The sequence below is a fragment of the Janthinobacterium aestuarii genome (assembly GCF_046113285.1).
In the GTDB taxonomy this organism is placed as follows: Bacteria; Pseudomonadota; Gammaproteobacteria; order Burkholderiales; family Burkholderiaceae_D; genus Janthinobacterium.
In genome coordinates this window covers 5858831-5874330 of the sequence record NZ_CP142524.1, presented here as the reverse complement: position 1 = coordinate 5874330, position 15500 = coordinate 5858831, and the positions used below count along the sequence as shown (strand labels likewise).

The 15500-nt window shown below is 60.8% G+C and carries 10 protein-coding genes; 4 read left to right on the top strand and 6 right to left on the bottom strand.

Annotated elements, in window-relative coordinates:
* Positions 1–9 precede the first annotated feature (9 nt).
* The 3 genes from rpoC to OX462_RS26415 all read left to right on the top strand — a co-directional run bounded on the left by rpoC (position 10) and on the right by OX462_RS26415 (position 7331).
* A complete protein-coding gene (rpoC, locus tag OX462_RS26425; protein ID WP_034753138.1) occupies positions 10–4251 on the top strand; it encodes a DNA-directed RNA polymerase subunit beta' in 4242 nt (1413 codons plus the stop codon).
* Positions 4252–5782: 1531 nt separating this feature from the next.
* The gene (locus OX462_RS26420) at positions 5783–6415 is read left to right on the top strand and encodes an ArsR family transcriptional regulator (RefSeq protein ID WP_409027387.1); all 633 of its coding nucleotides are present in this window, start codon (positions 5783–5785) and stop codon (positions 6413–6415) included.
* Between the two features lie 76 nt (positions 6416–6491).
* Positions 6492–7331, top strand: coding sequence for an HDOD domain-containing protein (locus OX462_RS26415; protein WP_070223450.1), 840 nt, complete (start codon positions 6492–6494; stop codon positions 7329–7331).
* A gap of 73 nt (positions 7332–7404) precedes the next feature.
* On the opposite strand, the gene OX462_RS26410 is transcribed toward OX462_RS26415, so the two are convergent.
* The 4 genes from OX462_RS26410 to OX462_RS26395 all read right to left on the bottom strand — a co-directional run bounded on the left by OX462_RS26410 (position 7405) and on the right by OX462_RS26395 (position 11993).
* Positions 7405–9225, bottom strand: a complete 1821-nt coding sequence (locus OX462_RS26410) for a DUF885 domain-containing protein (RefSeq protein ID WP_070223400.1) — start codon at positions 9223–9225, stop codon at positions 7405–7407.
* Between the two features lie 137 nt (positions 9226–9362).
* Entirely contained in the window at positions 9363–10460 is a 1098-nt protein-coding gene (locus OX462_RS26405; RefSeq protein WP_070223403.1) for a M48 family metallopeptidase, read from the bottom strand.
* A complete protein-coding gene (locus OX462_RS26400; protein ID WP_070223406.1) occupies positions 10457–11623 on the bottom strand; it encodes an HPP family protein in 1167 nt (388 codons plus the stop codon). The genes OX462_RS26405 and OX462_RS26400 overlap by 4 nt, the downstream gene beginning before the upstream one ends.
* A 79-nt stretch (positions 11624–11702) precedes the next feature.
* Entirely contained in the window at positions 11703–11993 is a 291-nt protein-coding gene (locus OX462_RS26395) for a DUF3349 domain-containing protein (protein ID WP_070223452.1), read from the bottom strand.
* Between the two features lie 167 nt (positions 11994–12160).
* Between OX462_RS26395 and OX462_RS26390 the strand changes: the two genes are divergently transcribed.
* Positions 12161–12673: a thioredoxin family protein gene (locus tag OX462_RS26390; RefSeq protein ID WP_217494537.1), complete on the top strand. Its 513-nt coding sequence runs from the start codon at positions 12161–12163 to the stop codon at positions 12671–12673.
* A gap of 17 nt (positions 12674–12690) precedes the next feature.
* On the opposite strand, the gene OX462_RS26385 is transcribed toward OX462_RS26390, so the two are convergent.
* Both OX462_RS26385 and OX462_RS26380 read right to left on the bottom strand, forming a co-directional pair.
* The gene (locus tag OX462_RS26385) at positions 12691–14682 is read right to left on the bottom strand and encodes a methyl-accepting chemotaxis protein (RefSeq protein WP_409027386.1); all 1992 of its coding nucleotides are present in this window, start codon (positions 14680–14682) and stop codon (positions 12691–12693) included.
* Between the two features lie 167 nt (positions 14683–14849).
* Positions 14850–15347, bottom strand: a complete 498-nt coding sequence (locus OX462_RS26380) for an Lrp/AsnC family transcriptional regulator (protein WP_230506747.1) — start codon at positions 15345–15347, stop codon at positions 14850–14852.
* Between the last annotated feature and the right edge of the window lie 153 nt (positions 15348–15500).

Sequence of the window (15500 nt, the reverse complement as noted above, 5' to 3'; positions counted from 1 at the left end):
GAGTGATACATGAAAGCACTGCTCGATCTATTCAAGCAAGTACAGACCAACGAGACCTTCGATGCAATCAAGATCGGTCTCGCTTCGCCTGAGAAAATCCGTTCGTGGTCCTACGGCGAAGTCAAGAAGCCGGAAACCATCAACTACCGTACCTTCAAGCCTGAGCGCGACGGCCTGTTCTGCGCCAAGATCTTTGGCCCGATCAAGGATTACGAATGCCTGTGCGGCAAGTACAAGCGCCTGAAACACCGCGGCGTGATCTGCGAAAAGTGCGGCGTCGAAGTCACCTTGGCCAAAGTGCGCCGCGAGCGCATGGGCCACATCGAGCTGGCTTCGCCGACCGCGCACATCTGGTTCCTGAAGTCGCTGCCGTCGCGTCTGGGCATGGTCCTGGACATGACCCTGCGGGACATCGAACGCGTGCTGTACTTTGAAGCATACGTCGTGACCGATCCAGGCATGACCCCGCTGAAGAAGTGCCAGATCATGTCGGAAGACGACTACGCCGCCAAGTACGAAGAGTACGGCGACGACTTCACCGCCTTCATGGGCGCCGAAGGTATCCGTGAACTGCTGCGCTCGATCGACATCCACCGCGATGCCGAAACCCTGCGCGTGGAACTGAAGGAATCGAAATCCGAAGCCAAGATCAAGAAATACGCGAAGCGCCTGAAAGTGCTGGAAGCGTTCCAACGTTCGGGCATCAAGCCTGACTGGATGATCATGGAAGTGCTGCCAGTGCTGCCGCCGGAATTGCGTCCGCTGGTACCGCTGGACGGTGGCCGTTTCGCGACCTCGGATCTGAACGATCTGTATCGCCGCGTCATCAACCGTAACAACCGCCTGAAACGCCTGATGGAGCTGCGCGCTCCAGAGATCATCACGCGCAACGAAAAGCGCATGCTGCAAGAAGCGGTCGATTCGCTGCTGGACAACGGCCGTCGCGGCAAAGCGATGACCGGCGCCAACAAGCGTCCGTTGAAGTCCTTGGCCGAGATGATCAAGGGCAAGGGCGGCCGTTTCCGTCAAAACTTGCTGGGCAAACGCGTCGATTACTCCGGTCGTTCGGTCATCGTCGTGGGCCCGCAATTGAAACTGCATCAGTGCGGCTTGCCGAAACTGATGGCGCTGGAACTGTTCAAGCCATTCATTTTCAATAAACTGGAACTGATGGGTCTGGCGACCACGATCAAGGCAGCGAAAAAGCTGGTCGAGATCCAGGAACCGGTCGTATGGGACATCCTGGAAGACGTGATCCGCGAACATCCGATCATGTTGAACCGCGCACCGACCTTGCACCGTCTGGGTATCCAGGCGTTCGAGCCAGTCCTGATTGAAGGCAAGGCCATCCAGCTGCACCCGCTCGTCTGCGCCGCATTCAACGCCGACTTTGACGGTGACCAAATGGCGGTCCACGTTCCTCTGTCGATCGAAGCGCAGATGGAAGCACGCACCCTGATGCTGGCATCGAACAACATCCTGTTCCCATCGAACGGCGAACCATCGATCGTGCCGTCGCAGGATATCGTGCTGGGTCTGTACTACGCGACCCGCGAAGCGATCAATGCGAAGAACGAAGGGATGATGTTCCCTGACGTGTCGGAAGTGATCCGCGCCTACGACAACAAGGAAGTCGAACTGACGACCCGCGTCACCGTGCGTATTACCGAATACCCGAAAAACGCCGAAACGGGCGAATTCGAGAAAACGGTTACCCGCTACGAAACGACGATCGGCCGTGCGATCCTGTCGGAAATTCTGCCGAAAGGCCTGCCGTTCTCCGTCCTGAACCGCGCGCTGAAAAAGAAAGAAATTTCCAAGCTGATCAACACGTCGTTCCGCAAGTGCGGCCTGCGCGCCACCGTGGTGTTCGCAGACAAACTGATGCAATCGGGTTTCCGCCTGGCGACACGCGCCGGTATCTCGATCTGCGTCGACGACATGCTGGTACCGCCGCAAAAAGTCACTTTGATCGCGACGGCCGAATCGGAAGTCAAGCAGATCGAACAGCAATACGCCTCGGGTCTCGTGACCGCCGGCGAGCGTTACAACAAGGTCGTCGATATCTGGGGCAAGACCTCGGATGAAGTCGGCAAGGCCATGATGGACCAGCTCAAAGTCGAAGACGTGATCCGCCGCGACGGCACCAAGTCGACGCAAGAATCGTTCAACGCCATTTACATGATGGCCGACTCCGGCGCGCGCGGTTCCGCAGCCCAGATTCGCCAGTTGGCCGGTATGCGTGGTCTGATGGCCAAACCGGATGGCTCGATTATCGAAACGCCGATTACCGCGAACTTCCGCGAAGGTCTGAACGTTTTGCAGTACTTCATTTCGACCCACGGTGCACGTAAAGGTCTGGCCGATACGGCGCTGAAAACGGCGAACTCCGGTTACCTGACGCGTCGTCTGGTGGACGTGACGCAAGACTTGGTGGTGATCGAGGACGATTGCGGCACCATGAACGGCGCCGTCATGAAGGCACTGGTCGAAGGTGGTGAAGTCATCGAGCCGTTGCGTGACCGTATCCTCGGCCGCGTGGTGGTGCATGACGTCGTCAATCCTGAAACCCAGGAAACGCTGTACGAAGCCGGCACCCTGATGGACGAAGACATGGTCGAAGAGATCGAGCGTCTGTCCATCGATGAAGTCAAGGTCCGCACGCCACTGACTTGCGACACGCGCTTCGGCCTGTGCGCCAAGTGCTATGGCCGCGACCTGGGCCGCGGCATGCTGGTCAACGCCGGCGAAGCCGTCGGTGTGGTGGCAGCGCAGTCGATTGGTGAACCTGGTACCCAGCTGACCATGCGTACGTTCCACATTGGTGGTGCGGCATCGCGTGCGGCAGTGGCATCGTCGGTGGAAGCCAAGTCGAACGGTACCATCCGCTTCACGGCAACCATGCGTTACGTGACGAACGGCAAGGGCGCGCAAATCGTCATTTCCCGTTCCGGCGAAGTGCTGATCACCGACGACCATGGCCGTGAGCGTGAGCGTCATAAAGTACCGTACGGTGCGACCCTGATCGTCAAGGACGGCATGGTCATCAAGGCCGGTACGGCCCTGGCAACGTGGGATCCGCTGACCCGTCCGATCATTACCGAATACGCCGGTCAAGTGCGTTTCGAGAACGTCGAAGAAGGCGTCACCGTCGCCCGTCAGGTCGACGAAGTGACCGGTCTGTCCACCCTGGTGGCGATCGATGCGAAACGTCGCGGTTCGCTGACCAAGACCCTGCGTCCGCAAGTCAAGCTGATCAACGATGCGAACGAAGAAGTCAAGATCGCCGGCACCGAACACTCGGTGGCGATCGGCTTCCAGGTCGGCGCGCTGATCATGGTCAAGGACGGTCAACAGGTATCGGTGGGTGAAGTGCTGGCACGTATTCCTACCGAATCGCAAAAAACGCGCGATATTACCGGTGGTCTGCCACGCGTTGCGGAACTGTTCGAAGCGCGCTCGCCGAAAGATGCCGGTATGCTGGCGGAAGTCACGGGTACGGTTGCGTTCGGTAAAGAAACCAAGGGCAAGCAGCGTCTGGAAATCACGGACATGGACGGCAACAAGCATGAGTTCTTGATCACCAAGGACAAACAAGTGCTGGTGCATGACGGCCAAGTCGTGAACAAGGGCGAGATGATCGTGGACGGCCCGGCCGATCCGCAAGACATCCTGCGTCTGCTGGGTATCGAAGCGCTGGCACGTTACATCGTTGACGAAGTGCAGGACGTGTACCGTCTGCAAGGCGTGAAGATCAATGACAAGCACATCGAAGTGATCGTGCGTCAGATGCTGCGCCGCGTACAGATCGTCAATGCCGGCGACACCAACTACATCGTTGGCGAGCAGGTAGAGCGTTCGGAACTGCTGGACGAGAACGATCGCATGGCCGTTGAGAACAAGATTCCAGCGACCTACGAAAACGTCTTGTTGGGTATTACCAAGGCATCGCTGTCGACCGATTCGTTCATCTCGGCCGCATCGTTCCAGGAAACCACCCGCGTGCTGACCGAAGCGGCGATCATGGGCAAGCGCGATGGTCTGCGCGGCCTGAAAGAGAACGTCATCGTCGGCCGTCTGATTCCTGGCGGTACGGGCCTGGCCTTCCACCGCGCACGCAAAGAGAAAGAAGCGTGGGAAGTGGAAGAGCGTCAAGCACTGCTGCTGGCCGAGAAAGCCTCGATGGCTGGCGAAGCTGCCGAAGCGCTGCAGGACATCGAGACCCAGCAACACCACGGCGACGAAGCGTAATCTGCGCTGCTAGCTGACAAGAACGGCACCTTCGGGTGCCGTTTTTTTATGCCCGTTGCGAGGCCTTCCACGATGCATGCAAAGAGAAAGAAGCGTGGGAAGTGGAAGAGCGTCAAGCGCTGCTGCTGGCCGATAAAACCACGCTGGCCGGTGCAGCCACCGAAGATCTGCTAGAAAATCGAGACCCAGCAACACCACGGCGACGAAGCGTAATCTGCGCTGCTAGCTGACAAGAACGGCACCTTCGGGTGCCGTTTTTTATGCCCGTTGCGCGGCCTTCCACGATGCACGCAAAGAGAAAGAAGCGTGGGAAGTGGAAGAGCGTCAAGCGCTGCTGCTGGCCGATAAAACCACGCTGGCCGGTGCAGCCACCGAAGATCTGCTAGAAAATCGAGACCCAGCAACACCACGGCGACGAAGCGTAATCTGCGCTGCTAGCTGACAAGAACGGCACCTTCGGGTGCCGTTTTTTTATGCCCGTTGCACAGCCTTCCACGATGCACGCAAAGAGAAAGAAGCGTGGGAAGTGGAAGAGCGTCAAGCGCTGCTGCTGGCCGATAAAACCACGCTGGCCGGTGCAGCCACCGAAGATCTGCTAGAAAATCGAGACCCAGCAACACCACGGCGACGAAGTGTAATCTGCGCTGCTAGCTGACAAGAACGGCACCTTCGGGTGCCGTTTTTTTATGCCCGTTGCACAGCCTTCCACGATGCACGCAAAGAGAAAGAAGCGTGGGAAGTGGAAGAGCGTCAAGCGCTGCTGCTGGCCGATAAAACCACGCTGGCCGGTGCCGCCACCGAAGATCTGCTAGAAAATCGAGACCCAGTAACACCACGGCGACGAAGCGTAATCTGCGTTGCTAGCTGACCGCTGCTAGCTGACAAGAACGGCACCTTCGGGTGCCGTTTTTTATGCCTGTCCGCATTGCCATGCGCGAAAAGATAGCGTGGCAGGCGGTAAATGATGGCAGCCCATTCCATTTGTCTATTCGATTGGCATGCATATCGCCACGGCAGCACATCATTTATATCGCTCACTGAGGAACACGATTTTCGGTTGTCGCTTGTTCGCACCCATTCATTTGTATTTCGCAGCCTATATAAATGGCAAGCGTAAAATGGAAGGTCAACGCACGCATTAAAAGTCATGCTCTTTATTACCGGCCAAGATGACGAACAAGATTCTTATGCAGGCATGCATTCTGATACGCTGATAGCTTAATGCGGCCGAGCTAAATTACGTCGAGCATGTTTGAATTGATGGACTAAAACCGTGTAACGCGGTTGACGCCAGACTCGTGCAGGTGCGAGGCACGATGGTAGACGTGGCGCCGACGAATTTGAAGTGAGCGCTTACAAGAATGGCTGCTTGCCGTTGACGGCTCTTGGCTACTGCTGTTGCGTCATCCCGCTTTGCTGCCCATGGGCTCGCCCAACTGCTGGTGATGACGCATCACGGCGTTGTTGTGGCGTCACGCCCCGTTGCCTGCGCCACGCCAGTTTTCAGTTCATTCATGCTAAGATTTGGCGCATGATTGCCCAAGCCCTGTTTACTCCCGCCCAGCAAAAACTGCTGGGTTTGCTCTTTGTCCGCGTGAATGAAGGCTTTCACTTGAACGAGATCATGCGCTTGACGGGCATGGGGAGCGCGTCGGCACAGCGGGAGCTGCGCCGTCTGCATGAGTCCGGCCTGATCATATCGGAGCGGATCGGCAACGTGCGGCGCTTCTGGCCTAACAAGGAAAGTCTCGTGTATCCGGAGTTGAGCGGACTGGTGCAAAAAACCTTCGGCATCGTCGGTGTGCTCAGCATGACCCTGGCGCCCTTGCGTGCCCAGCTGCACCTGGCATTTGTGTCGGGCGCCGCGGCGAAGGGGCAGGACCTGCCCGGCAGCGCCATCGATTTGCTGCTGGTGGGCGAAGAAGCCAATTATGGCGATCTGTTGACGGGATTGGCCCCGGCCGAGCGAACCTTACGGCGTAAAATCAATCCCAACCTATATACGCTGGCGGATTATCGCCGGCGGCTGCGTGAAGGCCAGCCATTTCTGCTGCAGGTATTACAGCAGCCGAAGTTGTTTGTCATCGGCGATGAATCGCTATTGCAGGCGCTGGCATTACCGGATTCTTCATTACAAGTGAATGACATGCCATCTGTATTCTAAAGGCCGGGCCTGGCATTCAATTTCAGGTACATGAAATTGTTGGCCAGAATAATATCTGAGGCGGATTGATCGTATGATGAATAAACTACAGGCTTTCGGTTTAATTGTTTCCCAAGCGGTGCGCGGAGAATTAACGTTTCCCACGAGCGTTAATTCAGCACTGCAATTGCAATTGGCCCTGGCTGAACCGGACTGCCATATCGACCATGCGATCAAGCTGGTACTGGCCGAGCCCTTGCTGGCGGCGCGCACGGTCGCGCTGGCCAATTCGGCCGTGTACAGCCGCGGCGATGCGGCGCCCGTGACCAGCGTGCGCGCCGCCGTCATGCGCATGGGCTACCGCAATCTGTACGCGCTGGTGGCGGCCATGGTGGTGCGCCAGTTCGGCAGCAAGATCATCGACCCCGTGCTGCGCCAGAAGGCGACCCAGCTGTGGGAGCACACTGCCCACGTGGCGGCGCTGGCGCACGTGCTGGCCCGCCGCGTGACGAACGTCGATGCCGATACGGCGCTGTTCGCCGGCATCGTGCATGAGGTGGGCGGTTTTTACCTGTTGTCGCGTGCCGATGAATTTCCCGGCCTGCTCGACGACGATGCCGATCACTGGATGGAGTCCGCCGAAGAAATTATTTCCCGCGAAGTCATGAAGAAGCTGCTGATTCCGCGGGCCGTGAGCGAAGCCATCGAAGGCTTGCGCGATGGCTTGCTGTCCATTCCGCCCGACTCCCTGCTCGACACCTTGTTGTTGGCCAAGCAACTGTCGCCCGTGCCCTCGCCCTTGCAGGTGACGTACGTGGAAATGCTCACGCCCTCCGATTCCGTCATCGATTTCATCATCGACAACGAGACCCTGCAAAGCATCCTGGCCGAATCGGACGAGGAAGTACGCTCGATGAGTGCGGCTTTGCTGGTGTAGCTGAAAACGCCACCGGCGAAAAAAAACGGCAGCGCCATCGAGGCGTTGCCGTTTTACCTTCAGGCGCTGTGTTTTACTTCTGCTGCGCGATCCACCGGTCGACCTTGGCTTCCAGCAGTTTCAGGGGCAGGGTGCCGTCGCCGAGCACCACTTCGTGGAACTTCGGCAGGCTGAACTTGTCACCCAACGCCTGCTGGGCACGCTGGCGCAGTTCGACGATTTTCAGCGAACCGATCTTGTAGCCCAGCGCCTGGCCAGGCCAGGCCATGTAGCGTTCCGTTTCGCTCCTCGCCACCGCGTCATAGCCGAGGGTGTCGCGCATGTACTTGATCGTCTGCTCGCGCGTCCAGTCCTTGGTGTGCAAGCCCGTGTCGACCACCAGGCGCACGGCGCGCAGCATCTCGTCGTTCAAATGGCCGAAGTACTGGGCAGGATCGTCGAACAGGCCCATTTCCTTGCCCAGGGTTTCCGCATACAGGGCCCAGCCTTCCGTGAAGGCATTGTTGCCGCCGAAGCGGCGGAAGTTCGGCAAGTCCATCTCTTGCACCAGCGCCAGGTGGAAATGGTGGCCCGGTTTGCCTTCGTGCAGGAACAGGGTGGTCATGCCCGTGTCGCCATACAGTTTCGGATCCGTGACGACGGACCAGAACACGCCCGGGCGCGAACCGTCGGCGGCCGGGGCCGTGTAGTGATCGGCGGCCGTATCGCGGCTCAGTTCAGGTTCCAGGCGCAAGTCCAGCGGTGCCTTAGGCACCAGGGTGAACAGGGCGGGCAATTTGCTGTCCAGCAGCACGTTCAGCTTGCGGTAGACGTCGAGCACTTCCTGCTCCGTCTTGAACGGGCGGTATTTCGCCTGTTCCGATACCCACACGGGCAAGCCGGCGGCCGGGCCGTTGTAGCCCATCTTCGGACCGACGATCGCGTATTGTTCCTGGATGCGCGCCACTTCCTTCAAGCCGATGGCGTGGATCTGCTCCGGTTTCAAATCCGTCGTGGTGCTGCTGGCCACGCGCGCCTGGTACCAGGCCGCGCCATCGGGCAGGGCGCTCCAGCCGCTGCTCGTGCGGCCGGCCGGCAGGTAATCGCGTTCCATGAAGGTGGCCAGGCGCTGCAGCGCAGGCATCAGCTTGGCCTTGATGATGACGGTGTAGGTTTGCGTCAGGCGTTCCCTGTCGGCGGCGGAAAAGCTGGCCGGCAAGTTCTTGATGGGCGTGTAATACACGCTGTCCTGCGGCGTGGCGCTGACGAGCTTCTTGAATTGCGGCAGGGCCGATTCCGTCAGCGCCTTCGGCAGCACGATGCCCTTTTGCATGCCGACTTTCATGTTGGCGATGGCCTGGTCTATCCAGCCCGGCAACTGGCCGATACGGCTCAGGTAAGCGTCATACTCCTTGACCGTGGTCAAAGGTTGCGATGCCTCGCCGCCCGCATAATTGGCCAGGGTGACGGGCATGCTGTCCATCTGGTTCAAAGGCAGCAGATATTCGGGGAAGCGCTCGAAGCTCAGTGCCGTGGCCAGTTCATAGTCGAGGATATCGTAGTTGATCTGGTCCTGGTGCGACAGCTGCGCGCGGGCAATACCGCGCAGGGTCTTCTGGTACTGGCGGTACAGGGCGAACTGCTTTGCGCGCGCGGCGGGCACGATGGCTGAACCAAGCTGGTCGTCAAAACGGTTGTCGCCGCTCTCGGTGGCATTGATCGGCTCGAAACGGGCCAACGCATCGTAGTACTGGTCGGCCAGCACTTGCAGCTGCTGCTTGGCTTTTGGCGCGCTGACGGCCGGCGCGACGGCCGCTTTGGCCGCGGGCTGGGCCGCTTGCGCCATGGGCGCGTAGGCGAACAACAGGGAGATGGCCAGGGTGCCGAGGGTGCCGGCGGCAAAACGATGCTTCATGCGCGAGATCCTTTGTAAGGAGGGAATGAACGGAGGCGTAGCGAGGTCGGGGGTGGCCGTTCAAGAAGGAACAGCCGGGGCGTAAGCATACGCCATTGCCCAGTGCGTTTGGATAAATTGTGCGGAAAGGAATGTTGCTATTTTGCCGTAGGCGGCAGGGCCGCTTTCATGGCTGGCCAGTGGCTGCTGGTCAAGGGACGGCAGGCAGGGCAGGGCATGGCGGCGATCAGGCTTTCGATCTGCTGCGCGCGCGCCGCCGTTTGCGGGTGCGAGGAAATCCAGTCCGGCACCTTGGCCTGGTCCTTGCCATCGAGCCTCTGGAAAAAACGCAGCATGCCGTCGGGACGGATCTGCGCGCGCTGCAAGGCCAGCAAACCGAGCCGGTCCGCTTCTTCCTCCATGTCGCGGCTGAAATACAGGGTGCCGGCCTGGTGTGCCAGCATGGCGGCCACGGCGCTGATGTCGCCGATGGTCAGGCCCACCAGGGCGCCCCAGCCCAGGCTGCTGATCATCTGCCGCAACGAATGGCGCTGTTCCACGTGCTGCACTTCATGCGCGAGCACGCCGGCCAGTTCGCCCGGGTCCCCCGCCTGGCGCAGCAAGCCCGTATGCACGACGATGATGCCGCCGGGCATGGCAAACGCGTTGACCGTGTCATCCTGCTTGACCAGCCAGCGGTACTGGTAGCGCGAACCGGCCGTCAGCGTGCGGCCGATGTCCTGCACCGTCTGCTGCGCCACGCCGTTCTCGACGATGCCGCCCTGCGCGCGCACTTGCGCCAGGGCCAGTTCGCCCAGCTGCTTTTCCGTCGACAGGGGAATCCATCCCGCCAGCGCGCCGACGGCATGGCCGCCTTGCCACCACAGCAGGGCTGCAGCGACGACGGCCGCGCCCGTCAAGCCGGCCAGCCAGCCCGACACTTGCCGCCGGTTGCGCTGGCGCTCGCTCCACAGGTGCTGCAGTTGCGGCTGCAGCGCGGCCGGCGCTTCTTTTAACACGATGGCGATGTCGTCCGCTGTCAGCGGCTTGAGCGAGGCTTGCCGTCCTTGTTCGTCGAGCCAGTTCAGGAACAGTTCCGGTCCGTCGACACCGCCCACGCTGACGACCAGCTGCGCCACGTCGACATCATGGCCGGGCGCATCGATGGTCAGTTGCGTGCCGAAAAAATGCGCACTAACGGGCGTGCCCGCCGGGCCGCCGTCGGGGCCGCTCAGCAGTGCCCGGAATGGCGTCATGCGGCGGCCTCGGCAAAGCGGCTTTCGTACAGGGCGGCCATCAGGTCGGACTGGCTGATGATGCCGGCCAGGCGTTCTTCCTCGTCGAGGATGGGGATATGGTGGTAGCCAGCGTCGGCCATCAGGGGCACGAGGTCGATGATGGGCGTGCCGAGGCGGGCCGTGTGCGGCGACGGCGTCATCAGCTGTCCCACCGCTTCCGGCTTGTCGCTGTGGGACAGGCCGCTGCGCTGCAGCAAGCCGCGCAGGCGCTGGCGCATGCCCTGGTAATCGTCGAGGCCGCCATGGCGCAGGAAATCCGTCTGCGTGATGATGCCGATGACGCGGCGCGCCCGGTTGACAACGGGCAGGGCGCCTATATCGTGCTCGCGCATGGTGCGCCATGCAACATCGAGCGGCGTGCCGAATTCCACGCTGAGCACATCCTTCGACATGATATCGGCGCAGGTGACGACGCCGAAGCGGCGCTGGTAGGCGCGCATTTCCGTTTGCAGGAAGATTGCCTGCAAATCGTCGCGGCTGATGTCGAGCACTTCACTGTGCTGGCGCAAGACGGCATCGAGGTCATCCGGTGAAAACCCCAGGCGGTTGCTGGGCACGTCATCCTTTGTATCGTGCGGATGCGGCGTGACCAGTTGCTGGACGTGCGGGTAGCGGCGTCCCGTCAGGTTGTTGTACAGCACGGCGCACGCGACCAGCACGGCGGAATTGAACAGCACCGTGATGAAGACGAATTCAAAGCCGGCCGCATGCACGCTGGCGCCGCCGACGACGGTGGTGAGCGCGACGGCCCCGCCCGGCGGATGCAAACAGCGCAGGGCAAACATGGCGCCGATGGCCAGGCAGGCGGCCAGCGCCGCCACGCCCACGCTGGATCCCAGCCATTTGACGCAGGCCATGCCGACCAGGCCGGAGACGACGTTGCCGCCCACCACGGACCACGGTTGCGCCAGCGGGCTGGCCGGCAGGCAGAACAGCAGCACCGCCGAGGCGCCCATGGGCGCGATCAGGTAGACGCTGGCGCTGTCCGGGGCCAGCAGGAAATGGCAGATCAGGCCCGTCAGCAGCAAGCCGCAGATGGCGCCCGCGCAAGCGCGCAATTGTTCGCGGCGGCTGCCGTTGTTCGGTTGCGGCAGCCAGCGTGCCAGGAAAGAAGTCGTCATGGGGAGGGCGCGTTCGGGCCGCGTTGCTCAGTGTGAGCCCGATATTATCCCATGCGTTCCATTTCGCTGCCTGCGGGTACTAATCGTCGGCGCAGACGGCCTGCAAGCCGTGCCGTGCCAGCAGTTTCCTGGCGGCCGCGATGGCGGACGGCGCCGGCTCGCTGCTGGCGCAGGCATAGATGTCATTGAGGATCGTCGCCGCATCTTTGCCCGTGACGGCGGCCATCAGCTCGGTCAGGTTGCGGTCGGAAAAGTGTTCATACAGCAGGGCCAGCACGGCGAAATATGCCGTATCGGGCATGCCGCCGGGATAGGCGTCGCGCAACATGCGCGCGGCGCCGGACAGCGTTGGGGGTAATGTATCTGGCATGCTCAAGCGGCTTCTCCTGGGTGGTGCTCTGATACGTGCTTATATGTTTTCCGCATAAGCACAGTGCAATTAAATGGTGGATATTTCTTACAAGCAGGCATATTCTAGATAATCACGCCCGCTGGCAGCTGTTCAGCTGGCTTCACGATTTCTCTCAGGAGCCCCGCATGCGCCTTTCCCGTTTCGTCGCCCCATTCTTTGCCAGCCTGCTGCTTGCCGGTACCGCCATTGCCGCCGCCCCCACACCGGCCAACCCGGTCGCCACGCCGCATCTGCCGTACAACGCGGCGGCCGACGCCAAGGCCGACGTGACCCGCGCGCTGGCCGAAGCCAAGGCGGCGCACGTGCCTGTCTTGCTGATCTTTGGCGCCAACTGGTGCGAAGATTGCCGCGCGCTCGACAAGGCCTTGAAGGAAGGCAAGAACGCCGAGCTGATGCAACAGCAGTTCAAGGTCGTCAAGGTCGACGTGGGTAACTTCGACCATAACCTGGACGTGGCGCAAGCCTATGGCAATCCGCTCAAGAAAGGCATCCCCGCCGCCGTGCTGGTCTCGAGCGACAACAACCAGGTGCTGTACGCCACCAAGGGCGGCGAACTGGCGAATGCCCGCCGCATGAGCGAGAGCGGCATCTATGATTTCTTTAAACAAGCCGCCAGCGTGAAAGCGCCGGCGATTTAAGCGTTTTTCAAACTTCCTTAAAACTCTTCCCACGCATCGCTGGCCGGCGCTTTCGGGCGCGCTGGCGTGGGCAGCATGGGCTTGTGCGCTGGCTGCCGAGGCTGCTGCTGCTGCTGCTGCTGCTGCGCTGCATGCCCCGTTTCTTCCAGCTTGAAAACGCTGACCACCTGCGCCAGGCGTCCCGCCTGGTCCTGCAGGGATTGGGCCGCCGCCGCCGCTTCTTCCACCAGCGCTGCATTTTGCTGGGTCGCATCATCCATCTGCGTGACCGTGGCATTGACTTGCGCGATGCCCTGGCTTTGTTCCTGGCTGGCCGACGCGATCTCTCCCATCAGGTCGGCCACCCTCTGGACGGAGACGACGATGTCCTGCATGGTGGTGCCGGCCGAGTCGACCAGCTTGCTGCCCGCTTCCACCTTGCTGCCCGAGTCGACGATCAAGTCCTTGATTTCCCGGGCTGCTGCCGCTGAGCGTTGCGCCAGGTTGCGCACTTCGGTTGCCACCACGGCAAAGCCGCGGCCCTGTTCGCCCGCGCGGGCCGCCTCGACGGCAGCGTTCAGGGCGAGGATATTGGTTTGAAAGGCAATGCCGTCGATCACGCCGATAATATCCGCGATCTTGCGCGAACTTTCCGTAATCGCGCCCATCGTCTGCACGACTTGGCCGACCACTTCGCCGCCCTTGACGGCGTGGCCCGAGGCCGACACCACCAGCTGATTCGCCTGGCGCGCGTTGTCCGCATTCTGTTTCACCGTCGACGTCAGCTCTTCCATGGCCGCCGCTGTTTCTTCCAGGCTCGATGCCTGGGCTTCCGTGCGGGCAGACAGGTCCAGGTTGCCCGACGCGATCTGGCTCGATGCACTGGCAATGGCCCCGGTACTGTCGCGAACTTCGCGTATCGTCACGTTCAGCGACGCGACGAAGCGGTTGAAGGCAGCGGCCAGCGCGCCGACCTCGTCTTCCGATTCCACGGGCATGCGGCGGCTCAAGTCGCCATTCCCGCTGGCGATTTCACTGAGCATGTCCGCTGCCCGCGCGACGGGCGCGGCGATGGCGCGGCTGATGACATAAATGATGCACAGGGCGATACCGCCACCGACCAGGCCGGCAATCAGGGCGGCGATCAGGGCCGAGCGCGTGACATTGCCCAGCGCTTCCGCTTCCGGCACTTCGGCCATCACATATAGATTGAGTTCCGGCACGAAGGAAGCGGCGACGAACCGGCGTCCCGCAGGCGCGTCGTAGACGGCGTACGCGTATTTGTTGCCGGTCAGCAGGCTCTTGCTCAGGCTATCGCGAAATCCGGGCAAATCCTTGAGCAGGTGCTTGCCGTCGGACAGGGCCGTGTCGCGGTGCACCAGCAGCACGCCATTGGCGCGCGCCAGGTAGACATGGCCCGTCTGGCCGATCTTGTAGCTGCGGATGGTGTCGGCCAGCGCATTGATGGACAAGCCCAGGCCGGCCGCGATCTGCTTTCCGCCCGCCGTCTGGCCGCGCGCATTCAGATAGAGCATCAGGTCGCTGGAATTGTCCGCCTTGTCGATATCGAGCGTGTAGGCCTTGTCGCCGGCCAGCAAGCCATAAAACCACTGGTCGGCGGCCTGGTTCTTGTCCAGGGTGCGCAGCAAGCCTTCCGTGGTGAAGTATTTGCCCGTGCTGGCGGAAGCCCAGTTGATCGAGGCGGCCTTGTTCTTGTCCTTGACCACGGTGGCGTAGCGCTGGAAGGTGGCGATGCCGCTGTCGGGCAAGCCGGCGTCTTCCCAGTCTTGCAGATAGACATCGTTGGCCATGGTTTGCACCACCGACAGGGGTTGGCTGATCTGGCGCAGCACGTCGTTGCGGATCTCGCCCACCTGCGCCGGCAATTCCTGGCTGACGACGCGCTCGCGCACGTAATCGCTGCTCATGCGCACGCTGAGGAAAGACGAGATCGCCATGAAGAGCAGCAGGCACAAGCCCATGCTGAACAGGAGTTTTTTCTGGATGGAGAGGCGGCGGAGCAGAGACATGGAAGACCTTGGAGGATGGCCTGCACAATAGACAGAAAGCGGGCAGGCGAGCGGACAGTATACCGGCCGCGCTGCGCGTCCCGCCGCACGAATGCTGCTTTTCGTTTACTTATGTTGCGTTGCGGCAACGTACTTTCCCCATCTGCCCCGCATGGCCGGAAAACGCCTCAGGCAGGCAAGCCGTGGGCGATCAATTCCAGCGGCAATTCCGTGCTGTACTTGATTTGTTCCATGGAAAAGGCGGACGACACGCCCGTCAGTTGTGCTGCCTTGATGAGTTTTTTATAAAACGTGTCGTAGCCCTTGATGTCGGTGGTGACGACTTTCAGCAGGTAGTCGATGTCGCCGCTCATGCGGTGAAATTCCTGTACCTCGGGCAAGACGATGACGGCGGCGGCGAAGCGGCGCAGCCATTTTTCATCGTGCTGTCCCGTGCGCACGCTGACGAAGACGGTCACGGGCAAACCCACTTTTTGCCGGTTGACGATGGCCACGCGGCTCTCGATATAGCCGTCTTCCTCGAGGCGCTTGACCCGCTTCCAGCACGGCGTGCTGGACAGGCCGATCTTTTCGCTGAGGGCGGCGATCGACAGGGTGCCGTCCTGCTGCAGGGCGGCGAGGATGGCGCAGTCGAATTTGTCGAGCGAGGCGTTTGGTGAATTCATTTTAATATTCCGGTTTTTATGGCATGAACATGCTGCATAGTAGCGTAGTTGCAGTGTCTTTTGGCATATCTTCACGGGGGCCGGCCGGTAGACTATCGAGATGGCCCAGCCGCCTGCGCTGCGCCTTTTTAACTGCGCCCTTTTTATAGAATA